Source organism: Clostridium senegalense JC122 (assembly GCF_000285575.1).
In the GTDB taxonomy this organism is placed as follows: domain Bacteria; phylum Bacillota; class Clostridia; order Clostridiales; family Clostridiaceae; genus Clostridium_J; species Clostridium_J senegalense.
On record NZ_HE611050.1, the window covers coordinates 372,465 to 397,928 of the forward strand.

Genomic DNA, 25,464 nt, shown 5'->3' on the forward strand with positions numbered 1-25,464 from the left:
TTTTTTATAATATATAAGTATTACCAGCGCATATATTTTCTGCTGGACCTGTCATCATTACTCCATTATCTGTTATTTCTACAAAAAGTCTTCCACCTGGTGCATCAACAGTAACACTTTTTTTTACAAGTCCAAGTTTATTAGTAGCAACTACAGATGCACAACAGCCTGTTCCACAAGCTAATGTTGGACCAGCTCCTCTTTCCCAAGTTTTCACCTCTATATGGCTATCATTTTTAATTTTGCAGAAGTTAACATTAGTTCCTTCTATAAATGTTTCATGCTTTTCAATTTTACAACCTTCATTTACATTAAAATTATTATTTTCATCTATTATAACAGTATGCGGAACCCCCATAAGTAGTGATGTTAATGTATATTCTTTACCATCAACATTAAACTTCTTATTTATTATTTTTTCATTATAATTAGCTTTAAAGTCTTTACACTCAAACGATGGTTTACCCATATTTATTTTTACCCCTTGAATATCACCTTTACTAAAAATCAAGTCAGCAATTTTTATTCCATCACCAGTTTGTATCCTAATAGTTTCTTTACTCACATAGCCTTGTTCATAAACAAACTTTGCAAAGCATCTTATTCCATTTCCACACATAGCTGCATAAGATCCATCTGCATTTATTATTATCATCTCTATATCAGCAACTTGACTTTTTCTTGCAACTAATATTCCATCTGCACCTATTCCAAATCTTCTATTACATAATTTCTTAGCTATAATTGATAAATCATTATATTGATTTTTAAAATCTTCAAAAACTATAAAATCATTACCTGCACCATGCATCTTGATAAAATTTATAGTCATAATCATTTCCCCCTATTCATTTTAATTTCTTAATAAATATAGTAATTTAAGTTTTCATTAAAAATATCTGCTTATATGCACATACCTTTTTATGTTTGAAATTTAATTGTTTAATATAGGGTTCCAAGTTGACTTTTAAAATTATCCATTCCAAAACTTGGATACCTAAAATAGTGAGACATGCTTCGAATCACTTAAAATTCAACACTGTATCTTGTGTGAAAGTATTTTAAAGTTATTGAATAAATTTAAATTGGAGCTTGTTTCCCTATATATTTTAATATATTAATTATATAATAACACGATTCATTCACAAATTTCAAAAATCCTACCATAGTTATCTTTGTTAATGGTATACTATAAATATATTTTTATAAAAAATTTAAATAACTTTTATTTATAATAGTTATTTATTTCATATATTAAATTCCATAAGAAAGGATGATTTACATGGCATTAGATGGAATTTTTCTGCATAGTATCGTGGATGCATTAAAAAAAGATTTTTTAAATAGTAGAGTTGAAAAGATTAATCAACCGGAGAAGGATGAAATAATATTAACATTAAAAAAAGATAGAAAAACGAAAAAATTACTTATTAGTGCGAGTTCTAATTTTGCTAGAATTAACATAACGAATAATAATAAAGAAAACCCATTAAAAGCACCAATGTTTTGTATGGTTCTTAGAAAATATCTAAATACAGCTACTTTAACAAATATAACTCAAATTGATAGTGATAGACTTGTAGTATTAGATTTTGAAAGTAGTGATGAATTAGGCTTTAATAGTGTTTATTCTCTTATTGTAGAAATAATGGGAAGACATAGTAATATTTCTTTAGTTAGACAAAGAGATAATATAGTTATGGATAGTATAAAACATATAACTGCTGATATAAACACTTATAGAGTTTTATATGCCGGTGTAGAATATAAATACCCACCAACATCACCAAAACTTAATTCTTTTAATTTTTCTAAAGAAGATTTTAAAAATAGAGCTATTGAGTTATATAGTGAAAAAGATATAGACAATAAATTCTTTACATTGATGTTCACAGGAGTTAGCAGTAATTTATCTAAAGAATTAGTTTTTAGACTTAATAAAGAAAATATTACTTTAAGTTTAGATAATATAGAAAAAGTTTATGAATTTTCTTTAAACATATTTTTAAGAATAAAAGAAAATGATTTTTTCTTTGCATCTTATTCAAATAATGGCATATTAAAAGATTTTCATTGTATAGAATTAACTTCTCTTGAAAATTTTCATTGTAAATCCTATGAAAACCCTTCAACATTAATAGAAGAATTTTATTTTGAAAAGGATAAACATGATAGATTAAATAATCGTAGCCATGATTTACAAAAAATTGTTAATAATAATATAGATAGAGTGAAGAAAAAAATTAGAATTTTACAAAATACATTAAAAGAATGCGAAGAAAAACAAAATATAAATCTCTATGGCGAATTATTAACTGCTAACATATATTCTATAAAGAAAGGTGATAAATCTATAGATGTATTAAATTACTATAGTGAAAAAGAGGAATATATAACTATACCTTTAAATGAATTTAAAACACCTTCTGAAAATGTTCAGATTTACTATAAAAAATATACAAAGCTAAAAAAAGCAGAAGAAAATGCAGTTGTTCAATTAGAAATTGCAAAAGATGAACTTAATTATCTTGAATCAGTTATGGCTAATATAGTTAATGCAGATAACTATACTGAAATTGAAGACATTAAGACTGAATTAATAGAAACTGGATATATTGCCTTTAAGAAATCTAAGAAAAATTGTAAAAAGAAGCCTTCTAAACCAATGCATTTTATATCTAGTGATAACATCGATATTTATGTAGGAAAAAACAATATTCAAAATGATTATTTAACATTAAAATTTGCTCATAAGAATGATATATGGCTTCATACCAAAAATATACCTGGCTCTCACGTTATAATAAAATGTAATGGAGAAGTTCCTGAAAATACATTGCTTGAAGCTGCAAACCTAGCTGGTTATTATAGTAAAAGTAAAACTTCCTCTAATGTTCCAGTAGATTATACAGAGGTTAAACATGTGAAAAAACCTTCTGGGTCTAAACCAGGAATGGTTATCTATTACACTAATAAAACAATTTATGTTACACCAGAAGTTCCTAAAGTTTCTCAAATATAAAAAATAATAAAAGGGTTAATTCAAATTTGAATTAACCCTTTTTACTATTTTTTTATATTATATTGATAATAATAACATTGTATTCTTCCGTTATATAATTTTCTATTTTTATCTGCTTTTTTACCAAAACATTTTTGAAAATCATCAAAAGATGTTAAAGTGTAGCAGGACCAATCATTTAAATTATTATACATATTGGCAAACTCTTTATATAATATTTTTACTTCATTTTCATCTAGTAATCTTTCTCCATATGGTGGATTTGTTATTATAAGTCCATTTTTCTTTCTTGAGCGTACACTTTGCATTGGCAACTTTTGAAATTTTATAATATCATCTACTCCGGCTTTTCTAGCATTATCCATAGCAGTTCTTAATACTCTACCATCTATATCTGAAGCTAGTACTTCTATTTGTTTGTTATTTTCCGCTCTTTTAGCACCTTCCCTAACTTGCGCCCACATTTCTTTTGACATATTAGGCCAAGTTTCACTTTCAAAAGTTCTATTTACTCCAGGAGCAATATTTCTTGCTATCATAGCCCCTTCTATTGCTATAGTTCCTGATCCACAAAATGGATCTAAAAGAATTCTTGAACCATCATATTTTGCAATTAATACCATTGCTGCTGCTAAAGTTTCTTTTAAAGGAGCATTTCCCGCATTTTCTCTATATCCTCTTTTATGAAGTCCAACACCAGATGTATCTATAGCTAAAGTTACAACATCTTTTAATATTGAAACTTCAATTTTATATACTGGACCATCTTCATTAAACCAACTTGTATTATATTTTTCTTTCATACTTTCTACTACTGCTTTTTTTACTATACTTTGGCAATCTGGAACACTATGTAATGTTGACTTTACTGATTTTCCTATTACATGCATTTTTCCATCTCTAGGAATATGAAATCCCCAATTTACTGCTTTAGTTCCTTGAAATAGTTCTTCAAAAGTTTTAGCAGTAAACTCTGCCATTTTTATAAATACTCTTTCTGCTGTTCTAAGATGTATGTTACATATTGCTATGTCCATCTCATCTCCTTCAAACATAACCCTTCCATTTTCAACTTTTAAATCTTCATATCCTAATTCTTTTAATTCCTTAGCTGTTATAGCCTCTAATCCAAATGTGGTAGTAGCAATAATTTCGTACATCATACTTTTAATCTCCTAGTTCTATTTAATCTTCTAATATATTGACTAAGTCTTCGCCGTCAGTTTCTTTTATCTTCACAAATATTATTTCTTTCTTTGATGTTGGTATATTTTTACCTACATAATCAGCTCTTATAGGAAGCTCTCTGTGACCTCTATCTACTAATACAGCTAATTGTATCATTTTAGGTCTTCCTACATCTATTATAGCATCTAATGCTGCCCTTGCAGTTCTTCCTGTGTATAATACATCATCTACTAAAATTATTTTTTTATTTTCAATTTCTATATCTATATGTGTATTTCCCACTTCTGGCTGTGCTGAAACTTCAGTTAAATCATCTCTATAAAGAGTAACATCAACACTACCTACAGGAACCTTTACACCTTCAAATTTTTCTATTAATTCAGCTATCCTATTTGCTATTGGAACTCCTCTAGTTTTTATTCCTACTAAAATTACATCTTCTACACCTTTATTTTTTTCTATTATCTCATGTGAAATTCTTGTTAAAGTTCTTTTTATACCTGTATCATCTAATATTACTGATTTAACTTCCAAGACTTAAACCTCCCTATATTTTACTAATATTTCTTAAATTCTCTAAAAGCTTTTCAAAATACTGTGGTAATTGCGATGAAAATTCAACATATTCACCTTTTGTTGGATGTATAAAACCTAAATCTTTCGCATGTAAAGCTTGACCTTGCAGTTTAAATTTTTGTTTTTTGAATCCATATACTTCATCTCCTAACAATGGATGACCTATATGACTCATGTGAACTCTAATTTGATGGGTTCTACCTGTTTCAAGGTTACATTTAACAAGGGTATAACCTTTAAATCTTTCTATAACTTCATAATGAGTAACTGCATGCTTTCCATTCTTTACAACAGCCATTTTTATTCTTTCTACTGGATGCCTTCCTATAGGAGCATCTATTACTCCACTATCTGTTTTGATAACACCTTCAACTAATGCATAATAAGTTCTTGTTATGCTATGATCTTTAAATTGTTCTGCTAACCTATTATGAGCATTATCATTTTTAGCTATAACTAATATGCCTGAGGTATCCTTATCTATCCTATGAACTATACCAGGTCTTGCAACACCATTTATACCTGATAAATCTTTGCAATGATATAATAATGCATTTACCAAAGTTCCATTATAATTTCCTGGTGCTGGATGAACAACCATATCCTTAGCTTTATTGACAATAATAACATCACTATCTTCATATACTATATCCAATGATATGTCTTCAGCCTCTATTTCAAGTTCTCTAGGCTGTGGTACTTCTATATTTATTACATCTTCTAATTTTAACTTATAATTGCTTTTTTTTATTTTTTCATTTACTTTTACTTTCTCATCTTCTATTAATCCTTGAACATATGACCTAGACTTTCCCTCTAAATTTTCACTTATAAATAAATCTAATCGTTTATTAATATTATCTTCATCTACTTTTAAAAGTATTTTTTCCATTAAATCTCGTCCTTTATTATACAAATTATTATAGCTATTGTGCCTAAACTCACTAATATATCTGCTACATTAAATGTCGGGAAATAATATATGTCTTTATAATGTACGCAAATAAAATCTACAACAAATTTATAAACCAATCTATCATAAAAATTTCCTAAGGCTCCTGCTATAATCATTGAAAATGCTATTCTTGTAAGTTTAAATGTTGGTTTTGCCTTTAATAAATAAACTATAATTCCTCCAACTACAATAGTAGTTATCAAAACTAAAAACCATATCCTATTTTCTAATATTCCAAAAGCTGCGCCTCTATTTTCCAGATAATCAAATTTAAAAATATTATTAATTATGGTTATTCCATCTGTTCCTTTTAGATAACCTAATGCCCATAATTTAGTTATTCTATCAGCAAAAAATCCTATAATTACTATCAACAATTCTAAAATCATAAAACCCACCCCCTAAAAACAAACCTTACTATTTAAATTTTTGTTTTATTTTTTATATTAAGGTGTATACCCATTCTTAGATATACACCTTAACATTTTGATTTTAATAAGCTACTATGGTAATTGATTTTTATATTGTGTATTACTAATACTTTCTATTGGATCAACATAATAATTATCATCATAATAATTATCATACTCTCCATCTATATCTATAAAACCATTAGTACTTTCATATCCATTATTAAATTTATAAACAGAATTATCTAGTGCCTTATATGAATAATATGACGGCCTTTCACTATTTTTTAAATTTTTCATGGTTTCAATAGAATTATTCTTTACCTTAATTTCCTCATTAATCTTATTTTCACATTCTATACAATTTTCAGCATATGGAATAAAACTTAGTCTTTCCTGTGATATTGATTTACCACATAAATTACATTTACCGTAATCTCCATTATCTATTTTCTTGATTGCATTATCTATTTTTGTAAGTATAGTCTTTTCATTATTCTCAAGTGCCATATCTCTTGTCATATCAAATAATGCTCCTGCACTATCGCCTGTCTGATCATCATAAACAGATATTTCGCTTGCCATTTCAGCATTAGTATTTATTGATTTTTTAGGTTTTAATTCTTCTATAACTTCGTGTATCTTTTGCTTTTCTCTTATAAGTCTACTTTTAAAATAATTAAGATCATTTTTATTCATAATACATCACTCCTTAAAAGTTAATGTGTAGTCTTAATTATTGTTTGTTTATAAGAGAATTTTATTATACTGTTTTTATTACATTTTTTCTATTTTTAATACATCTTTAAAATAATTTAGTGATTTTGGAAAAGATATATCAGTACATTCATAATTTTTTATTATAGTTTTATCATTATTCTTGATTGATGCAACTAAAAATGCTAATGCAATTCTATGATCATTATAAGAATTTATTTCTATATTTTTTTCTATTATATTATCTATAGGTTTAATTTTTAAATTATATTTTGCATCTATAGTAGATTCAATACCCATATTTTGTAAATTTTTAATTATAGCTTCTACCCTATCACATTCTTTATACTTTAATTCTTCTACATTTTCAAATAAAGTATTTCCTTTAGCAAAAGCTGCTAAAACACTTAAAATTGGAATTTCATCTATTATATTAGGAATTTCATCACTTTTTACCGTAATTCCATTTAAATTAGAACTTTCAACATAAATATCACCTATAAGTTCTTCATTTAAAATACCAGTTCTATTTATAGATATATTAGCTCCCATTCGTTTTAATATATCTACATATTTAAGTCTTCCTTCATTTAGTAAAACATTATTTAATTTCATTTTAGATTTTTCAGATAGAATAGTAGCTCCTATCAAAAATGCTGCACTTGATGGATCTCCTGGCACAAATATATCCTTACTTTCTATATTTGAATTTTCAATAGAAATCCTATTATCATCAATATTTATGCTTGCACCTAAATATTTAAATAATTTTTCGGTATGATTTCTTGTTTTATGAAATTCAGTAACTACAGTTTTTTTACTGGCTAAAAAACCTGCTATTAGTACGGATGATTTGACCTGTGCTGATGGAACTGTCATATTATATTCTATTCCATTTAACCCAGCATTTTTATTTATTAATAATGGAAGCTTTCCATTTTTAGATTCAATACTTCCATTCATACGTATTAATGGATCAATGACTCTTTTCATCGGTCTATTTTGCAATGAATCATCACCAATTAACCTAGCTTTAATATTTGCTCCACATAACAATCCAGAAATCAATCTTATTGTAGTACCTGAATTATTGCAATTTACAGTACCGATTTCTTTATTGAAATTAGCATAACCTGGAGAGTCAACATATAAAATCCTTTTATTATCTATGGACTTTTCACTTACTACAACTCCAAGTTTTTTTACTATTTCTAAAGTTGTTAAACAATCCTTACTAAAAGAAAAGTTTTCTATTTTATATTTACCTTTAGGTATGCATCCAATAATAAGTGATCTATGTCCTATAGATTTATCACCTGGTATAGTTAAAGATATATCCCAATTTTTCTTGCTACCATATATACATATATCCATATTTATACTCTCCTAAAATAAATTTTCTATTTTTTTTATATTAGAAATTATTTCACTTAAGTTTTCTATTGATATTGTTTGTTTGGCATCGGATATAGCTTTATCAGGATTTATATGACTTTCTATTATAACGCCATCTCCTCCTGCTACAATTCCTGCTAAAGACATTTTCCCTACAAGTTCTCTTCGCCCTGTACCATGACTTGGATCAACTATTATTGGTATATTATAATTTTCTTTTATAGCAGCAACTAAGTTTAAATCTAATGTATTTCTTGTATAAGTTTCAAAAGTTCTTATACCTCTTTCACAAAGAACAACATCTGAATTTCCACTACTTATTATGTATTCTGCTGCATTTAACCATTCTGTAAGAGTAGCACTCATTCCTCTTTTTAAAAGTATTGGTATATTATAATTCCCAAGTTCTTTTAAAAGAGTATAGTTATACATGTTTCTAGATCCTACTTGTATCATATCCAAATGCTCTGCACAAGATTCTAAATCTCTTGCATCCATAATTTCAGTAACTATTGGCATATCAAACTCTTTTCCTACTTCATGAAGTATTTTAACACCTTCATGTTTTAATCCTTGAAAATCATATGGAGAAGTTCTCGGTTTAAATGCTCCACCTCTTAAAATTTGTACACCACATTTTTTTAATCCACTACCTATTTTCCTCATAGTTTCATAATCTTCTACTGAACATGGTCCAGATATTATAACTTTTTCTGGCCCTCCTATAACTATATCTCTTACTGTCACAGTTTTTTGTTTTTTAGAATTTTTATTTTCCAATAACATTAAGTATCACCTACATTGACTTTAACATATATCTTAATATGTTATTTGAATTTTCTACTGCTATATCTTTGAATTTTTCATAATCTATATGAGCTCCATTATTAGCATTATCTGATATAGATCTTATTACTACAAAAGGAACATGATTTAGATATGCAGCATGTGCTATACTAGCACCTTCCATTTCACAAGCTAATGCATTAAACTCTGAATTTAACCACTTTATTTTTTCAACATTACCAATAAACTGATCACCTGAAACTATTCTTCCTACAAAACTCTTATGATTTTTCAATTGATTACATGCTTCTTTACATAATTTCACTAATTTTTCATCACATTTAAAATCAAAAACGTCTAATCTTGGTATTTGACCAATTCTATCTCCAAATGCAGAAGTATCCATGTCATGTTGTACTAAATCTGAACCTATAACTATATCTCCAGGATATATTTCCATGCCTATTCCACCAGCTATTCCAACATTAATAACTTTATCTACATAATAATCATCACATAAAATTTGAGTACAAATTGCAGCATTAACTTTACCTATTCCACATCTTACAATAACAACATTTTTACCATATAATGTTCCTTTGTTAAATTCCATCATTGCTTTAACTTTTTGGCTTTCTATATCCATTTCATCTATAAGACCTTTTACTTCCTCGTCCATTGCTCCTATAATTCCTATTACCATTTTAAAAATTCCTCCCTATACTTTTATCAATTGCTTTTAAAATTTCCTCTTCATTAACTTCTATTTTAGTTGAACATTTATTAATATCTTCTAAAAGAGTAAATTTAATTTTATTATTTTCCATTTTCTTATCATGATTTATAGAATACAAAAATCCTTTTCTATTGTCAACTTTATATGTTGTAGGAATATCTATTTTTTTATAAAGGACTTCTAATTCCTCATAAAACTTTTCACTTAAATTTAACTTATCTTCAGATATTTTTATTGCAACTAACATACCAAGTGCTACTGCTATTCCATGACTTATTCTATGTTTTGAATCAATCTCTATGCCATGGCCTACAGTATGACCAAAATTTAATATATTTCTATATCCTAAATCATTATAATCACTTTCAACTACTTCTGATTTAATTTTTATACATTCCTTAACTATATGTAATAATTTATCATTTTCAAGTTCTAATATACCTTTTAAATTATCAGTAATGTATTTTAAAATTTCTTGTTTTTTTATAACTCCATACTTAATAACTTCACATAATCCATTTATAAATTCTTTTTTCTCTAAAGTTTTTAAAAAATTTACAGATACAAAAACAAAAACTGGATCATAAAAAGTGCCTATAACATTTTTTACATTATTTAAGTTATATGCAACTTTTCCACCTACTGAACTATCCACTTGAGACAAAAGCGTAGTTGGAATACTAACATATTTTATACCTCTCATATATGTGGCAGCTACATAACCTGTTATATCACCAACTATTCCGCCACCAAAAGCAAATAGAACTGTATTTCTATCACAATTATTTTCAATAAGAAAATTATATATTCTATTTATGGTTTCATAATTTTTATTTTTTTCACCTTCGCCCATAACAAAAATATTATAATTAAATTTTTTCATGAAAAATTTAATATTTTTCTTATATATAGAGTATACTTTACTATCAGTTATAATAATAAACTTATCTGTATTTTTGATTTTATTTTCACTTAAAGCTAAATATAGTTTATTTAAATCATTATCCAGGTATACTTTATAAGGTCTAATATTGCTTTTCACAGTGATTTCCTTCATAATTATCACCTCTTACATAAATCTTATAAATTATTTTTTTACAAAATATTACTTATTCATTTAAAATATATGTATATTATATCATATTAGAAAACCATATAATAAAATTATTTACATATTTAAACTTTAAATAACAAAAAGACTTCTAAAGTAATTCTACCCTAAAAGTCTTATTTTCTTATTCATTTACAAAAAAACTTTTTATTTCATCTAATTCCTTAGCATCATAAGCCATTTCTTGTGTATTAGAATCTATTTCCTTAATATTTTCTATTGCAACCTCTTGTAAAACTTCATCTACAGCACTAGAAATGTTATAATTTTTATCAAAATCTTTTTCTAATGTTTCAAACATTTCTATTTGACTTGTCATAAAGTTTCTAAACTTAGTTCTAAACTTTAAAAATTCTTGTTTTGTTTTATCAAAATCGTCATTTATTTGAAGCACGTCATTATGTGATTTATCTAAAATTCTCTTTGCTGTTTCATTTGCATTTTTAACAATTAAAGTTGCCTCATTTTCTGCAGTTACTTTTGCTTGCTCAGCAGCATTTTGAGCTAGCAACAAGGTACTTTGTATAGTACTTTCTATTTTGCTATAATGTTCTAACTTATCTTGGAAAACTGCTATTTTTTCCTTTAATGTTGTATTTTCCTTATATATAGCTTCATAGTCCTCTGCAATTTTTTCTAAAAATTCCTCTACTTCTTCCGTACTATAACCTCTCATAACTTTTTTAAATTCTTTATTGTTAATGTCCATTGCAGTTAACTTCATAATTTAACTCACCCCTAATTAATTGTACTTTTTTATGGAAATTTTAAATCTATCACTGTTTGTTTTCCCTATAACTTCTCCTACTTTAAATTTTCCATAAGTTCTAATAGTTACTATATCCTCTTTAATTATAATCTTATCTTTTTTAGTTTCTTCTGCATAATTTATTAAAACTTTGCCACATTGTATTAAATCTAATGCCTTACTTCTAGATATATTACAAATACTACTTATAATATTATCTAATCTTAAAGAAGTAACTATTACAATTTTTTCTTCAAAGTTTATTTTAGGTATATTTAAAACATTATCCTGTAGTTCAATAACTTCACAAGGACACTTTCCTATAGAATTAAGATTTAATATTAAGAAATCTACAATTTCTTCTACTACGGGAACATAGGCACTATTATCTTGAACTATCAGATCCCCTAAAAGTTCTCTTTTTATTCCTTGAGCCATTATAGATCCTAAATAATCTTTATGACTTAAATTTTTGAATTTTGATTTATTTACTATTTTTAATAATACCATAGGATAATAACTTGGTATTTCGTAACTACTTATAGAAATCATTACTCTTTCACATTCGTCAAATATTCCATTGCAATATATTTTTGCATCAATACTTTTTTCCATGGATTTAAGTTTATTATAGATGCCCTTATATATAAAAAACCTTGAATAAACTACCTTATTAGTTTTCTCAGCTAATAAAATTTTATCATATAATTTATATATAATGCTTTCATCACATCCATTAAAACAATTTAAAAATTCTTTTTTATTTATCATATATTATAGTATTACCATTAATAGCCTTAATATTATATTTTCTATAATATAAATTAAAAAATATGCAATGATTGGCGAAAAATCTAAAAGGAATCCTTTGAAAAGTTTATCATTAATTTTTTCACATGGAACCATTATTGGCTCAGTAATAGTTCGAACTATAGTCCCTATTTTCCCATAACGAGCATTGGGTATCCATGATAATAAACATTCTACAAGTATTGCTACCTTTATTACTTCAAAAAACATACTTACTATTCTTATTATAAGCACTAGTTTAACCCTCCATTATCTTTGCAAACCAAAAAGCCCTTTACTTGACAACTCATTTTTCAAATCGTTTGTTACTTCAACATTTGAAGGGCATAAAATAAACACACCTTTTTCAACTTGTTGAAGATCTCCTTCTAAGGAATATACTGCACCTATTAAAAAATCTAATATTCTTTGTCCAACCTTTTGTTCTATACCATTTATATTTACTAAAACTATTTTTCTACTTTTTAAATTATCTACAATTGATTTAGCCTCATCATAATTTTGTGGCTTTATTATTACAACTTTTGCTGAAGTAGCTGTGTGTATATTTACTATTTTATTTTGTTTTTTATTTGTTCCAAAGTTCTCAATATCTAATTCATTCTCTTCAAAAATTTCTTCACTTGTTGCTGAAACTTCTTCTTCTCCTTCTTCTAAATCATCTTGAACTCCTATTCCTATTGCATTGGCAAACTTATCCCAAATTTTTCCTTCCATTAATATGTCTCCTCCCACTTTAAATAAATTTAATTTAAATCGTAATCTCTTTTTCCAAATAAAGCTGAGCCTATTCTAACCATATTACTGCCTTCTTCAATAGCATATTTATAGTCTCCACTCATTCCAATAGATAAATATTCCATAGATACATTTTTGAATTTTTTTTCTTTTAAATTATCAAAAATATTTTTCATATCCGAAAAATATTTCCTACATGTTTTTTCATCACCTTTAGGTATAGTTGCCATAATCCCTCTTACCTTTACAAAGTCACATTTTTCAACTTCTTGTAAAAGTTCTTCTAACTGTTCTAACATTATACCGGTTTTACTTTCTTCCCTACCTATGTTGATTTGAATTAACGTATTTGCTATAACACTTGATTTTGAAAATTGTTTTTCTAATTCCTGTAATAATCTTATACTATCTAATGAATGTATAAGTTTTACCTTATTAATTAAATATTTTACTTTATTTCTTTGTAAATGGCCTATTAAATGCCAACTAATATCCTTTGGAAGTTCTTCATATTTTTTAATAAGTTCTTGAACTTTATTTTCCCCAAATTCTCTGCAGCCAGCATCATACATTTCTTTTATATCTTCTACAGGTTTTGTTTTAGAAACAGCTACAAGGACAATGTCCTTAGGTAATTCGCTAACTACATTTTTATAATTTTCCTTTATTGTCATTATAATATCCTCCTTAAACAAGCATATTATTCTATTTTAAGCCGATTTATAAATTAAATTTAATTATATATTATATTTCGAATAAAATTTATAAAGTTTAAGCTATTATTTTTATTTTTCTTAATTGATATTAGTTTTTTAGAAAATTTATCTATTTTTTTATTATAATGCTATTCGTTTTACCATTCAACAATTCTAACCTAAATTCATTAATTTTATAAATATAAATAATTAAATTATTACCTTAAATATTTTACGTAAAAATATAAATTTGTTAAAAAATCTCAATATTTATCAATATATTTATTATATTCTTCGTTTTAAACAAAAACTCCTTCAAAATACATAAATATTTGATACTATTTTTCCATATTTTCAGTTAAATAATTATTTTTTATAATACCACTATAAGCTGGAATTTCTAAAGATGACAAAGTCTCTATATTAACATAACATTCTCTTCTTTTTAATGCTTTAACGTGATTTTCTTGAGTTGTCAAATAGTTTTCCATAACATCCTTATTCCCTATTGCAGTTATATAAAATGGAGCTACTACTTTTATTCCCCCTACATTTATATTAGAACCTGCACAAAATCCATAACTGTTAGATATCACCCTATAGTCATTAACAGCGATAGCTTCTGCACCTGCATTTCTTAATTCATTTATAACTTTAATGATATCTTTATCATGAATCAACATGTCAGATGTATACTTTTGACCAAAAGCAACTTGTGGAGCATCATTTAATGTTATTTTTATTCCTTCTCCCTTTACCTTTGATGTTCCTAATATTAGCTTATTATCCTTAAGTTCTTTATCTATTTCATGCATTACCTCAGATGTGTAATAAGAACTTTCTTCGTATTTTTTCATCTTTTTTTCTAAGGAATCTAGTTGGTCTTGCAATGATATAATATCTCTTTGCAAATTAGCTTTTTCATTGTACGCTTCTTCATATTGATCCATATCAAGATATCTAGTATTATCCCCTATTTCTATATTCATGGAAATTAAAACGCCAACAATTATTGATGCTATAAATACAAATAGAGTTGCTTCATTATTTCGCACTTACATCACCTCAATTATGGAACTTAGTTTTGTCTAAAAGCAACCTTCTTACTATAGCAAAGTTGTTAAATATTCTTCCTGCAAATACTATTATTGCAGCTAAATACACTGGTATACCTAGTTTTTCGCCTAAATACACCATTGCTGCCGCTAGCAATGCATTTCCAAAGAATCCTGATATAAACACATCAGCTCTAAAATTTTTATTAACCATAGCTCTTATTGCTCCAAAAACCGAATCTATACAAGCAAATATAGCCACTGATATGTAAGGTGAGAATTTCACTGGAATATTTATATTAAAAACAACACCAAGTATTATTCCTAAAACCAATCCTATAAATATTATCATTTAATCACCCCTTATTCATTGTCAACTTGTTTTACATATTGAAACTGTTGAGTCTCATTGGTTTTTTTAACCACAATATCATCTTTCATTTCATAAGTCACATCACAAGTCTTTTGAAGTTTTGATGGTATATTACCTGGAAAATTAATGGCACCTTCTAAAAGTTTTTTATTACCTATTGCTTTTATCACTACCCTTGCTGTAGGTGAGATTCTTTCATTATTTATAACAATAGTATTACTACCTGCACTTCTTATTCCACTTCTACTTGTAAGTCTTATATCATTTATAGAAATAGCTTCTGCATCTGCAGCATTTAACTCATTCACAATTGATAACAAATCCAAATCGCTAATTGGAGTAACTTCTATGCTGTTATTAAATAAATTACTTTTAGGCGTTATATATACTGTTATACCTGGTCCCTTAACATCTACATTTCCACTTTGTAATCTACTTTGTTGTAACTCATCTAGTAATAAAGTACTCTCTTCTGTTCTACCAGCTGCTGCACTTTCAAATTCTTTAGATTTCAAGGTTAATTCATCTATCTTTTTTTGAAGATCTTCTTTTTCTTTCTTTAAATGCTCATTTTCTACTAATATTTCACTGTTATTAGTCGCATCATCTTTTCCAGCAATCTGTTTGTTTAAAGTTTTTATTTGTACTGTTACTAAAAAACCTAAAACTAAAAATATGCTACCTACTATAAGTTGGTTAGTTACCTTCTTCAATTTTAAGCCCTCCTATTAATTTCTATATATAACCGGATTACCATCAAAACTTACATCTACATATCCTTTTATTCCCTGTAACTGTTCATTTTTTAATATATTGATAGCTTTAGTAAGTTTTTCATTTAGATTTTCTTCTGTTCCAATATTTATATATAAATCACCATCACAATATAATTTTATATCTACAAAATTATTTAATCCTACAGTATTTATTTTTCTCTTCTCATTTTTATTATATTCATAAATTGTATTACATAAATTATTTATTGTTGATATTCGTTCTGGATTTTTAAGTTCTATTTTACCACCTAATTCTAAATTTTTAAACTCCAAATCATTTATATAAATTAGATTGTTATTCTCTATTTTTTTACTTTTTCTAAAACTATACCATCTTTATCAATAATAAAAAACTCATCTTTTGATTTAATATAAAAGCTTGCTTGTCTTTCAGTAACTACAATATTTATTTTATTAGGAAATTTAGTTTTTATTTTAACATTTGTGGCATATGGATTATTTTTTATATTTGATATTGCTTCACTTTTTTTGGTTAAAAATATGTTTCTACCAACGGTAATTTTAGAGGCTTCTATTATATAGTCAGTTTTTAAATTTTGATTACCTTCAACCTCTATTGAAGCTATATTAAAATAAGGTAACTTTAAACATAAAGTTATAAGGATACTAATAAGAATTATTAAAAAAGTTGTGGTTCTTTTAATTCTTTTAATCTTCTTCTTTTTCTTTAACAGCTCTTCCTTATTTTCTAAAATAGATTTTTTTTATTTTTTACAGTCAGCATATCTTCTTCACCTATTTTTCATAAATTTACATTTTATTGATTTATAGTTAATTATATACCATTTATACATTTTTTTAAATTTTCATAGAACACCACTTATATGATAACACTATTTTAAATTAAATTCATTATAAAAATCAATTTAATAGTATTATTAAATTGTTCCATAAAAGCAAATAAAATTGACATAAACCATGTCAATTTTATTTTTAAATCATATTATTTTATAAACTCTTATAATTATTTTGCCTTGTAATATTTAACAATATACCCATTGCAGTCATATTTATAACCAAGGACGAACCTCCATAACTTATAAATGGGAGAGGAACCCCTGTTGTAGGCATTGAAACTGTAACAACTGCTATATTTATAATAGCTTGTAATGTTATTATAGCAACTATTCCTGTTGCAAGCATTGTGCCATAGATATCTTTAGATTTTAAAATTGCAATTAAACCTCTCCATAAAAATAGTATAAAAAGGATTACTACAAATGTACATCCTATAAAACCTAATTCTTCTCCTACAATGGCAAATATAAAATCTGTATGAGGTTCTGGTATATAGAAGCACTTTTGTCTTGACTGTCCTATACCAACTCCTGTAAGTCCACCGGATCCTAGAGCAAGTAAAGATTGTATAAGTTGATATCCATCTCCTTGAGCATCTTTCCATGGATCCATAAATCCAGTTACTCTTCTTAATCTGTAAGGCTCAAATATTATAGCCACTACTCCAAGTGCAACAATCGGCAAAAATATCTTTGCAAATTTTTTTATTTCAACACCTGATATTAGTAGCATAACAAGTGCTACCATCATTGTTATAGCTGTAATACTTAGGTTCTTTTCTGCTAATATCAACCCTGCATAAACACCTGCTACAGCTAAACAAGGGAATATCCCTTCTTTAAAGCTTTTTATTTTTTCACCTTTTCTATCTATAAACATTGCTATAAACAGTACAACAACATATTTTGCTATTTCAGATGGTTGAAAACCTAATGGACCAAGACTTATCCATCTTCTAGCACCATTAACTGGTGGAAAAACAAACACTAGTAATAACAATACTATTGTTATTATCATTAGCTTACCTGTATATCTTTTGTATTTATGATAATCTACATTCATAGTGACTATCATACTTATAACTCCTAAAGAAGCCCACATCAATTGCTTCCAAAGATAAAGTTCTGCATTATTATTTTTAAATGCTGCAGAATATGAGCTAGCACTATAAACCATAATCACGCCAAAACATACTAAAGTCAAAATTATAGCAAAAAGTATAAAATCAATTTCCCCTAGTTTTTTTTGGTTTTCTTCATATTTTATTTCCCCCAATACTATTTTAAGGTGTAATTGATAAGAAACCTATTAAACAAAGAACTACTGTAATTATAGAAAATACAGCAACTATTTTACTTTCATGCCATCCTGATAATTCAAAATGATGATGTATTGGACTCATCTTAAATACTCTTTTTCCTGTTAGCTTAAATGATATTACCTGTATTATAACGGATAAAACTTCTAAAACATAAATTCCTCCAACTATCAAAATTAATATTTCTAATTTTAGCACCATTGCTACTGCAGCTATTGCACCACCTAATGCTAGAGAACCAGTATCTCCCATAAAAATTTGTGCTGGATAAGAGTTGTATCTTAAAAATCCTAATAAAGCTCCTGCTAAAACTCCGCAAAAAATCGCTAAATTATAATATCCCATACCAAAGCTAACTAATGCAAAAAATGTCATTACTAATAATGAAACAGAACTTGCAAGTCCATCTAGTCCGTCAGTTAAGTTAACGGCATTTGTTGTTGCTGCAAAGTAAAATACTATAAATGGAATAAAGAAAGATCCTAAATCTATAGTTCTATTTATAAATGGAATTATTATGTCTGTACCCATTCTTTGTGATGAATAATATCCTAAGAAAATAGCTAATGCAACTAATAATATCATCTTTTGATAAGATTTTAATCCTTCATTATGCTTGTGTATTATCTTTAAAGAATCATCAATAATACCTATAATACCAAATCCAACTAATGAAATAAGGGCAATCATTGCCTCTGGTTTAACATCTCTTAATATTATAACCATAGTTATAACTGTAGCTAAAATAAATATTATACCACCCATTGTAGGTGTACCAGCCTTCTTTAAGTGACTTTTGGGACCTTCTTCTCTAATACTTTGACCAAATTTAAATTTAGTAAGTAAAGGAATCATAACTGGTGATAAAAGTAAAGTAACTATTAACGCTATTAGAACTGAATATATAACTTTACTCATTTTATATCACCTCCTTAGCATCAAACTTTTTCATTGCATCTACAATAATCTCAAATTTCATTGATCTAGATGCTTTTACAAGTAACACATCTTCAGCTTGAATATTATTTTTTAAAAAGTTTATAGCCTCTTCCTTAGAAGTAAATATTTTTATATTATTCCCAAATCCTTCTTCAAAAGCATTTGAATACTCACTTATCACTAATAACATATCTACATTATTATCTTTTGCATATTTAGCAACATCCATATGTGCTTTATATGATTCATCACCTAACTCTTTCATAGATCCCAAAACTGCTATTTTTCTTTTTCCATTTAAATTTTTAAGTACATCTATTGCAGCTTCCATTGAATCTGGACTAGCATTATAAGCATCATTAACTATTGTAAATTTATTGCATTTTTCAATATCTAGTCTCATAGATGTAGCTTCTAAATTTTCAAACCCTTTATTTATATCACTGTATTTTACATTAAACTTTCTTGCTACAGCAATTGCAAGCAATGAATTTAACACATTGTGTTTTCCTAATACATTAATTTTAAATTTCTCATCAATTAAAGAATTATTTTCTAACACATTAAATTTTATATTTTCTTCACCTATAATTATGTTACAAGCTTTAAAATTATAATCACTTTCTATACCAATTTTTTCAGTAATAAATTTATTAGAATTTACTGTTGATAATAAATCATTATCACCATTTACAATTAAAATATTATCTTTTTCAAAAAAATCTACTATCTCCATCTTTGCCTTTAAGATATTTTCTCTAGTTTTTAAATTTTCAATATGAGAAATTCCTATATTTGTTATAACTGCAACATCTGGCCTTGCTATTTTTGTTAATCTATGAATTTCATCTAAGTTGCTCATGCCAAGCTCTAAAACAGCTATATCATAAGAATTATCGATGTCAAATACCATAAGAGGCAGTCCTACTTCATTGTTAAAATTTCCTTTAGTTTTAAAAACCTTATATTTTTCTGATAAAGCTGCTGCTACTAAATCTTTTGTAGAAGTTTTACCTGTAGATCCAGTTATTCCAACAACTTTTATATTTATTTTTTTTCTATAGTATTCTGCTAAATCTCTTAATGCTTTTCGTGTATCCTCTACTAAAATCACTGATGTATATTCTTTTATGTCTGCTTTTTTAAAATTTTCATTATGAACAATTAATAATCCAGCTCCATTTTCAGAGCACTGTTTTAAATAATTATGTCCATCAAAATTTTCTCCTTTTAAAGCAAAAAATATATTGCCCTTTTCTACTTTTCTACTATCTATGGATACAGACTTAAAATTTCCTATATTTCCATTTAAAATTAATTTACCATTAAGTGCATTAACAATTTCATTAATTGATAAATATTCCATGACCTAATACAACTCCTTTATGATGTCTTCTATTACTTCTCTTTCGTCAAAATGAATTGTTTTATTCTTTAGTACTTGATAATCCTCATGACCTTTTCCTGCTATAACTATAATATCATTTTTCTTTGCCATTTTCATAGCTTCTTTTATAGCATCTCTTCTATTTTCTATAACAATATAGTTATCACTTTTTATACCACTTTTTACATCCTCAATTATTTTAAAAGGATCTTCTGTTCTTGGATTATCTGAAGTTATTATTGCTATATCACTTAATGTTGCGCCTATTTTCCCCATTATTGGTCGTTTTACGCTATCTCTATCTCCACCACATCCAAATACAGATATAAGTCTTCCTGTAGTAAACTCTTTAACAGATTTTAGAATTTTTTCTAAACCATCAGGAGTATGTGCATAATCTATTATAACATCATAACCTAAATCATGATTCAATGTCACTATTTCACATCTACCAGGCACCATTATAGACTTTAGTCCTTCTTTTATGTTTTCTATAGTTGCACCTTCATTTAAAGCTGCAACTATACAACCTAGTGCATTATAAACATTATATTTTCCTGGTATACTAAGATTAATAATTTCAACTTTGTTATTATAATTTATTTTAAACTCTATACCTCTTGAATGAAGATTTAAATCATATGCCTTCAAATCGGACTCTTCATCAATAGAATAAGTTATAATTTTATTATTTGCTATATCTTTGATTTGTTTTCCATAACTATCATCTATATTAATTATTGACATTTCACTTGCTAAAAACAATTTTAATTTTGCATTAAAGTAATTTTCAAAAGTTTTATGAAAATCTAAATGGTCTTGTGTTAAGTTTGTAAAAATACTTTCTTTAAATTTAACTCCATATACTCTATAAAGATCTAATGAGTGAGAAGATACTTCCATAACACAATGGGTAACCCCATTATCTACCATATTTTTAAATAATTCTTGTAGTTCTAAACATTCTGGTGTTGTTCTTTCACTTTTCAATTTTTCATTTCCTATGTAATTTGCAATTGTGCCTATTAACCCTACTTTATGACCACACTTTTCTAATATAGATTTAATCATGAAAGTTGATGTAGTTTTACCATTAGTTCCTGTAATACCTATAATATTTAGTTTTTCACTTGGATTATCATAGTAATTTCCAGCTGCTATTGCAAGAGTTTTTCTGCTATTTTCAACTAAAACAACAGTAACATCTTCACTAATTTCTATATTTCTTTGTACTATGATAACTTTTGCTCCCTTTTCTATAGCAGCTTTTATATAATCATGTCCATCAACAACAAAGCCTTCTATACAAAAAAAAGCATCTCCATTTTTTATTTTTCTAGAGTCATATTGAATAGCCTTTACATTAATATCACTATTTCCCTTTACTATTTTATACTCTATATTATTTAAAAGTTTAGATAGCCTCATATTTCCACTCCTTTATATAAACTTCTTATCTTTTTATTTTAATTACCCTAACTATAGATATACACTTTAAACTTTAATCTATTACTATTTTCATTTTATAAACTTAATTTTTTTCTAAAATAATTCATTCATAACTATTATGTAAATCAACCTTAATATAAAGTTTTTAACCTATATTTTACTTATACAAAAACTATTACATTTTTAATTGTTTATCTATAACAAGGGAATAGGTAGCATACCTTATGCATGCTACCATATAAATTTATCAATATATATAGTTATACACCATATTTTAAATGTTATCAATAAAATTCCATTACTTTATCCTAATCTAATTAACCTATACTTAATATAAATTACATAAAATTGTACATGCCTTATAAAATCACCATATTAATCATCAAGTATTGATAAATGTGCTGTTATTACTGTTCCTTTAGAAACTATTTGATTTTTAGCTATGCTTTGTTCTATTACAAGCCCCTCACCTTGAAATTCAACTTCTAGTCCTATTTCTTTTAATATATTTTCAGCTTTTTCAGGTGTTAAACCAGTAATATCTGGAACTAGAACTTTTTCATCATTTTCTTCTCCATTTCCTACATATACTAATAATTCTGTTTCTTCTTTTACAGAAATGCCTGGTTTAGGATTTATATCAACTATAAATTCACCTTCACCTTCAACTCTATATTTTAACCCTAAATCTTTAAGAATTTTGACGCCATCTTGTTTTTTCACGCCTCTAATTTCAGGGATACTTACATCCTTTAATTTCCCTTTATCGGAGTCTTCGCTATATTCAGGCTTAACCCCTAAATAATTAGCTATATCTGTAAATATCATTTTTCCTACGGGTGCTGCTATTTGTCCTGCATAATACATTGATGGATCCGGTTCATCTATTGATACAAAAACTGTAACCTTAGGGTTATCTGCTGGAAACATGCCAGCAAAAGAAGATACATACTTTCCTTGTCCATATACACCATTAACAACCTTTTGAGCTGTACCTGTCTTTCCACCTATTTTATATCCTTCTATATAACATTTAGAACCTCCACCAGATGAAATTGTTGCTTCTAAATTATCCCTCATCTGTTTCATAGTTTCTTCTTTAAAATTTCCTTCTATAATTTTAGGTTCATAAGTGCTATCAATAACCTTTTCCCCACTTGGTTCATAATGAATTATTTCTTTCATAACATGTGGAGTAATAAGTTTTCCTCCATTTGCTATAGAATTAAATGCTTGCATATATTGCATTATAGATAAAGTATTACTTTGTCCAAATGATATAGTAGCAAGATCTACTGTTGTAATTTTATCCACAGGTTTTATTATACCAGAGGCTTCTCCTGGTAAGTCTACACCAGTTTTTTTACCAAAACCAAACTTTTCAATATATTGAGAAAGGTTTTCCTTTCCCATCCTCTCTGCTAAAGTCATAAAACCAACGTTACATGAATTCTTTATTATTTCTTGAAAAGTTAAAGTCCCATGTCCTATCCTTTTCCAGCAATGTATATTTCTTCCTCCAACAGTCATACCACCGCTACATACAAAGCTATCATTTTCTTTAACATTGCCAGTTTCTATAGCTGCTGTAGCTGTAACAACTTTAAAAATAGATCCTGGCTCAAATGTATCACTTATACATCTATTTCTCCAAACCTTTTGAGTTTCATCATTGCTAAGACCTTCTTGCCAAGGAGAATTAGGGTTATAATCTGGCTTATTAGTCATTGCTAATATTTCCCCATTATTAGGATCCATAATTACAACTGATACTGCTTTTGCACTATTATCTTCTAAAGCTTGAGAAGCAGCCTTATCTGCAAAAAATTGCATATTTTCATCTAAAGTTAACACTACATCTTTTCCATCAACAGGTTTAGTATAATTAGATATACTATTTGAAATACTCTCATCTTTAGTATCTAGCTCATCAATTTTAATTCCAGGAACCCCTGACAAATACTTGTTGTAATATAACTCTACACCAGTTAATCCATCACCATCTGAATTTGTATGCCCTAGTACATGGGATGCAAAATTATTATTAGGATAATATCGTTTTGTATCTGGGGTTATGACAAAACCTATTATATCTTTTTTTTGTTGATATGCATTAATTTTATCTACAGCTTCTTTTTCAACTCTCCTTTTTAATATAGCGCTTCCCATTAATTTCCCATTAGGCAACCTTTTAGTCATTATTTTTAAAGCTTTTTTAGGTTCCATATCTAATATTTCAGCTACATCTGGTGCAATATCTTCCATAGTTAATTTTTTACTTTCCAAAGAATCTCTAAGAGCATTAAGGTCTAAATCTACTCTATATACATTGGCACTTACCGCAAGCTCATTTTCATCTCTGTCTAATATTCTTCCACGCTTAGCACTTACTCTTACATCACTTGTCCATTGAACTATTGCTCTATCTTTATAATCATCGCCTTTTACAATCATTATGTAACTAAGCCTAATAATCAAAGTAATAAATATTACAAATGCTAAACTAATTAACCCTATTACTCTTTTCTTTATTTTTATTTTATCTCTTAACTCTGATTTAGCCACACACATTCCCCCAAAACATTACTTTTGCTAAAACATTTTTAATTTAAAACTTTTCACCAAAAGTACTCTTGGATATTAAGTGTATTTTGTTTGTATATTATTGAATATTTGTAAATATTTTACATTAAAAACTAAAACATAGCCTTATATAACTTTTAAACATTAATACACCTAATATAAAAATTTAATGTAATAAGCATTTATTACATTAAATTTTCTATACCAATTTTATTTTTAGCTTATTAATCAAAGTTACAACTGAATATAGAAATTTTCCCTCTCATAAATTAACAATTTAAAATTATGTTAAAAATTTTTATTATATAATCTACATTCTTTTCACCTAAATATAACAAGTAACTTTATAGTAAAAAGTCTTAAAATAATAATTTCTTAAGTTTTTCAAAAATTTTTTTTGTAGAAGAATCGGATAAATCTTTATTAGCATTATCATTTTTAGTTGAGACTTCTTTAGATTCTAAATCCATATATAGTGCTTTAGATGCTTCTGGTTTTTTCATATCTAATTTATTTACAGCAACATCTTCTATATAAGCCAAATTATTAAATTTAATAAGTTGTACCTTTATTGATTCGTTATCAGCTTTTAATTTAGAAATCTCGTCTTTTTTATCGTTTATTTGTATTTGTGTATTATATATTGTTGAATATCTGGACAAAATAAACACTCCTACTACAAATGAGCATGCTACATTTCTTATAAATCCAAGTCTTTTTCTTATAATCTTTTGCTTGTCTACTTTTACCCCAGTTCTTTTTTGTTTCTCAACTTTTTTACGTTCTACGGCAACAGTTGTTTTTAATGCATTGCTTCCATTTACAATTGTTTTGTCCTTTTCTACTACCATTTTACTCCCCCCACACTAATTTTAGAA

At 26.8% G+C, this 25,464-nt stretch carries 27 protein-coding genes; 1 reads left to right on the plus strand and 26 read right to left on the minus strand.

The window, feature by feature from the left end; translation table 11 throughout:
* Positions 1 to 4 precede the first annotated feature (4 nt).
* The gene (dapF, locus tag CSGHG_RS02330; RefSeq protein WP_026022189.1) at positions 5 to 826 is read right to left on the minus strand and encodes a diaminopimelate epimerase; all 822 of its coding nucleotides are present in this window, start codon (positions 824 to 826) and stop codon (positions 5 to 7) included.
* A gap of 456 nt (positions 827 to 1,282) precedes the next feature.
* Here dapF and CSGHG_RS02335 point away from each other — a divergent pair, with 456 nt between their 5' ends.
* Complete coding sequence (locus tag CSGHG_RS02335) at positions 1,283 to 3,022, plus strand: Rqc2 family fibronectin-binding protein (RefSeq protein ID WP_010292309.1); 1,740 nt, start codon at positions 1,283 to 1,285, stop codon at positions 3,020 to 3,022.
* 44 nt (positions 3,023 to 3,066) lie between these two features.
* Here CSGHG_RS02335 and CSGHG_RS02340 read toward each other — a convergent pair whose 3' ends face one another.
* The 25 genes from CSGHG_RS02340 to CSGHG_RS02455 all read right to left on the minus strand — a co-directional run bounded on the left by CSGHG_RS02340 (position 3,067) and on the right by CSGHG_RS02455 (position 25,437).
* The gene (locus CSGHG_RS02340) at positions 3,067 to 4,185 is read right to left on the minus strand and encodes a THUMP domain-containing class I SAM-dependent RNA methyltransferase (protein ID WP_010292311.1); all 1,119 of its coding nucleotides are present in this window, start codon (positions 4,183 to 4,185) and stop codon (positions 3,067 to 3,069) included.
* A gap of 22 nt (positions 4,186 to 4,207) precedes the next feature.
* Positions 4,208 to 4,744: a bifunctional pyr operon transcriptional regulator/uracil phosphoribosyltransferase PyrR gene (gene pyrR, locus CSGHG_RS02345; RefSeq protein WP_010292313.1), complete on the minus strand. Its 537-nt coding sequence runs from the start codon at positions 4,742 to 4,744 to the stop codon at positions 4,208 to 4,210.
* 13 nt (positions 4,745 to 4,757) lie between these two features.
* Entirely contained in the window at positions 4,758 to 5,678 is a 921-nt protein-coding gene (locus CSGHG_RS02350; RefSeq protein WP_010292314.1) for an RluA family pseudouridine synthase, read from the minus strand.
* Positions 5,678 to 6,130 (minus strand): signal peptidase II, encoded by a 453-nt coding sequence (gene lspA / locus CSGHG_RS02355; protein ID WP_010292315.1) that lies wholly within the window; start codon positions 6,128 to 6,130, stop codon positions 5,678 to 5,680. The genes CSGHG_RS02350 and lspA overlap by 1 nt, the downstream gene beginning before the upstream one ends.
* Positions 6,131 to 6,244: 114 nt before the next feature.
* On the minus strand, positions 6,245 to 6,850 hold the full coding sequence (locus CSGHG_RS02360; protein ID WP_010292316.1) for a TraR/DksA C4-type zinc finger protein: 606 nt from the start codon (positions 6,848 to 6,850) through the stop codon (positions 6,245 to 6,247).
* Between the two features lie 78 nt (positions 6,851 to 6,928).
* Positions 6,929 to 8,242: a 3-phosphoshikimate 1-carboxyvinyltransferase gene (aroA, locus tag CSGHG_RS02365; protein ID WP_010292318.1), complete on the minus strand. Its 1,314-nt coding sequence runs from the start codon at positions 8,240 to 8,242 to the stop codon at positions 6,929 to 6,931.
* Between the two features lie 12 nt (positions 8,243 to 8,254).
* Complete coding sequence (aroF, locus tag CSGHG_RS02370) at positions 8,255 to 9,049, minus strand: 3-deoxy-7-phosphoheptulonate synthase (protein ID WP_010292320.1); 795 nt, start codon at positions 9,047 to 9,049, stop codon at positions 8,255 to 8,257.
* A 10-nt stretch (positions 9,050 to 9,059) separates the two neighbouring features.
* Positions 9,060 to 9,752, minus strand: a complete 693-nt coding sequence (locus CSGHG_RS02375; RefSeq protein WP_010292321.1) for a 5'-methylthioadenosine/adenosylhomocysteine nucleosidase — start codon at positions 9,750 to 9,752, stop codon at positions 9,060 to 9,062.
* Position 9,753: 1 nt separating this feature from the next.
* The gene (gene aroB / locus CSGHG_RS02380) at positions 9,754 to 10,842 is read right to left on the minus strand and encodes a 3-dehydroquinate synthase (protein ID WP_010292322.1); all 1,089 of its coding nucleotides are present in this window, start codon (positions 10,840 to 10,842) and stop codon (positions 9,754 to 9,756) included.
* A gap of 178 nt (positions 10,843 to 11,020) precedes the next feature.
* Positions 11,021 to 11,620: a DivIVA domain-containing protein gene (locus CSGHG_RS02385; protein WP_010292323.1), complete on the minus strand. Its 600-nt coding sequence runs from the start codon at positions 11,618 to 11,620 to the stop codon at positions 11,021 to 11,023.
* Between the two features lie 18 nt (positions 11,621 to 11,638).
* Positions 11,639 to 12,415, minus strand: a complete 777-nt coding sequence (locus tag CSGHG_RS02390) for a YlmH family RNA-binding protein (protein WP_010292325.1) — start codon at positions 12,413 to 12,415, stop codon at positions 11,639 to 11,641.
* Positions 12,416 to 12,418: 3 nt separating this feature from the next.
* Positions 12,419 to 12,688, minus strand: coding sequence for a YggT family protein (locus CSGHG_RS02395; RefSeq protein WP_010292326.1), 270 nt, complete (start codon positions 12,686 to 12,688; stop codon positions 12,419 to 12,421).
* 15 nt (positions 12,689 to 12,703) lie between these two features.
* The gene (locus CSGHG_RS02400; RefSeq protein WP_010292327.1) at positions 12,704 to 13,171 is read right to left on the minus strand and encodes a cell division protein SepF; all 468 of its coding nucleotides are present in this window, start codon (positions 13,169 to 13,171) and stop codon (positions 12,704 to 12,706) included.
* Positions 13,172 to 13,200: 29 nt separating this feature from the next.
* Positions 13,201 to 13,866 (minus strand): YggS family pyridoxal phosphate-dependent enzyme, encoded by a 666-nt coding sequence (locus CSGHG_RS02405; RefSeq protein ID WP_010292329.1) that lies wholly within the window; start codon positions 13,864 to 13,866, stop codon positions 13,201 to 13,203.
* A gap of 359 nt (positions 13,867 to 14,225) precedes the next feature.
* Positions 14,226 to 14,942 (minus strand): DUF881 domain-containing protein, encoded by a 717-nt coding sequence (locus tag CSGHG_RS02410; protein ID WP_010292331.1) that lies wholly within the window; start codon positions 14,940 to 14,942, stop codon positions 14,226 to 14,228.
* A gap of 10 nt (positions 14,943 to 14,952) precedes the next feature.
* The gene (locus tag CSGHG_RS02415; RefSeq protein ID WP_010292332.1) at positions 14,953 to 15,294 is read right to left on the minus strand and encodes a small basic family protein; all 342 of its coding nucleotides are present in this window, start codon (positions 15,292 to 15,294) and stop codon (positions 14,953 to 14,955) included.
* 11 nt (positions 15,295 to 15,305) lie between these two features.
* Positions 15,306 to 16,028: a DUF881 domain-containing protein gene (locus CSGHG_RS02420; protein ID WP_010292333.1), complete on the minus strand. Its 723-nt coding sequence runs from the start codon at positions 16,026 to 16,028 to the stop codon at positions 15,306 to 15,308.
* A 15-nt stretch (positions 16,029 to 16,043) separates the two neighbouring features.
* A complete protein-coding gene (locus CSGHG_RS21675; RefSeq protein ID WP_010292334.1) occupies positions 16,044 to 16,364 on the minus strand; it encodes a cell division protein FtsQ/DivIB in 321 nt (106 codons plus the stop codon).
* A 29-nt stretch (positions 16,365 to 16,393) separates the two neighbouring features.
* Positions 16,394 to 16,807, minus strand: coding sequence for a cell division protein FtsQ/DivIB (locus CSGHG_RS25000; RefSeq protein ID WP_081496263.1), 414 nt, complete (start codon positions 16,805 to 16,807; stop codon positions 16,394 to 16,396).
* Between the two features lie 253 nt (positions 16,808 to 17,060).
* Positions 17,061 to 18,185, minus strand: coding sequence for a stage V sporulation protein E (gene spoVE, locus CSGHG_RS02430; protein ID WP_010292335.1), 1,125 nt, complete (start codon positions 18,183 to 18,185; stop codon positions 17,061 to 17,063).
* A 7-nt stretch (positions 18,186 to 18,192) separates the two neighbouring features.
* A complete protein-coding gene (gene mraY / locus CSGHG_RS02435; RefSeq protein WP_010292338.1) occupies positions 18,193 to 19,146 on the minus strand; it encodes a phospho-N-acetylmuramoyl-pentapeptide-transferase in 954 nt (317 codons plus the stop codon).
* Position 19,147: 1 nt separating this feature from the next.
* Positions 19,148 to 20,533 (minus strand): UDP-N-acetylmuramoyl-tripeptide--D-alanyl-D-alanine ligase, encoded by a 1,386-nt coding sequence (locus CSGHG_RS02440; RefSeq protein WP_010292340.1) that lies wholly within the window; start codon positions 20,531 to 20,533, stop codon positions 19,148 to 19,150.
* 3 nt (positions 20,534 to 20,536) lie between these two features.
* Positions 20,537 to 21,982 (minus strand): UDP-N-acetylmuramoyl-L-alanyl-D-glutamate--2,6-diaminopimelate ligase, encoded by a 1,446-nt coding sequence (locus tag CSGHG_RS02445; protein ID WP_010292343.1) that lies wholly within the window; start codon positions 21,980 to 21,982, stop codon positions 20,537 to 20,539.
* A 396-nt stretch (positions 21,983 to 22,378) separates the two neighbouring features.
* Positions 22,379 to 24,568 carry a stage V sporulation protein D gene (locus tag CSGHG_RS02450; RefSeq protein ID WP_010292344.1) on the minus strand — a complete coding sequence of 730 codons (2,190 nt, stop codon included), beginning with the start codon at positions 24,566 to 24,568 and terminating at the stop codon, positions 22,379 to 22,381.
* Positions 24,569 to 24,945: 377 nt separating this feature from the next.
* On the minus strand, positions 24,946 to 25,437 hold the full coding sequence (locus CSGHG_RS02455; RefSeq protein ID WP_010292345.1) for a septum formation initiator family protein: 492 nt from the start codon (positions 25,435 to 25,437) through the stop codon (positions 24,946 to 24,948).
* Positions 25,438 to 25,464: the final 27 nt, after the last annotated feature.

What these genes read in the sequence shown, in the direction of transcription:
- CSGHG_RS02335 (WP_010292309.1), top strand. Translation starts at nt 1,283, where the DNA reads ATGGCATTAGATGGAATTTTTCTGCATAGTATCGTGGATGCATTAAAA.
- CSGHG_RS02340 (WP_010292311.1), bottom strand. Translation starts at nt 4,185, where the DNA reads ATGATGTACGAAATTATTGCTACTACCACATTTGGATTAGAGGCTATA.
- CSGHG_RS02350 (WP_010292314.1), bottom strand. Translation starts at nt 5,678, where the DNA reads ATGGAAAAAATACTTTTAAAAGTAGATGAAGATAATATTAATAAACGA.
- lspA (WP_010292315.1), bottom strand. Translation starts at nt 6,130, where the DNA reads ATGATTTTAGAATTGTTGATAGTAATTATAGGATTTTTTGCTGATAGA.
- CSGHG_RS02360 (WP_010292316.1), bottom strand. Translation starts at nt 6,850, where the DNA reads ATGAATAAAAATGATCTTAATTATTTTAAAAGTAGACTTATAAGAGAA.
- aroA (WP_010292318.1), bottom strand. Translation starts at nt 8,242, where the DNA reads ATGGATATATGTATATATGGTAGCAAGAAAAATTGGGATATATCTTTA.
- aroF (WP_010292320.1), bottom strand. Translation starts at nt 9,049, where the DNA reads ATGTTATTGGAAAATAAAAATTCTAAAAAACAAAAAACTGTGACAGTA.
- CSGHG_RS02375 (WP_010292321.1), bottom strand. Translation starts at nt 9,752, where the DNA reads ATGGTAATAGGAATTATAGGAGCAATGGACGAGGAAGTAAAAGGTCTT.
- aroB (WP_010292322.1), bottom strand. Translation starts at nt 10,842, where the DNA reads ATGAAGGAAATCACTGTGAAAAGCAATATTAGACCTTATAAAGTATAC.
- CSGHG_RS02385 (WP_010292323.1), bottom strand. Translation starts at nt 11,620, where the DNA reads ATGAAGTTAACTGCAATGGACATTAACAATAAAGAATTTAAAAAAGTT.
- CSGHG_RS02390 (WP_010292325.1), bottom strand. Translation starts at nt 12,415, where the DNA reads ATGATAAATAAAAAAGAATTTTTAAATTGTTTTAATGGATGTGATGAA.
- CSGHG_RS02400 (WP_010292327.1), bottom strand. Translation starts at nt 13,171, where the DNA reads ATGGAAGGAAAAATTTGGGATAAGTTTGCCAATGCAATAGGAATAGGA.
- CSGHG_RS02405 (WP_010292329.1), bottom strand. Translation starts at nt 13,866, where the DNA reads ATGACAATAAAGGAAAATTATAAAAATGTAGTTAGCGAATTACCTAAG.
- CSGHG_RS02415 (WP_010292332.1), bottom strand. Translation starts at nt 15,294, where the DNA reads ATGATAATATTTATAGGATTGGTTTTAGGAATAATACTTGGTGTTGTT.
- mraY (WP_010292338.1), bottom strand. Translation starts at nt 19,146, where the DNA reads ATGAGTAAAGTTATATATTCAGTTCTAATAGCGTTAATAGTTACTTTA.
- CSGHG_RS02440 (WP_010292340.1), bottom strand. Translation starts at nt 20,533, where the DNA reads ATGGAATATTTATCAATTAATGAAATTGTTAATGCACTTAATGGTAAA.
- CSGHG_RS02445 (WP_010292343.1), bottom strand. Translation starts at nt 21,982, where the DNA reads ATGAGGCTATCTAAACTTTTAAATAATATAGAGTATAAAATAGTAAAG.
- CSGHG_RS02455 (WP_010292345.1), bottom strand. Translation starts at nt 25,437, where the DNA reads ATGGTAGTAGAAAAGGACAAAACAATTGTAAATGGAAGCAATGCATTA.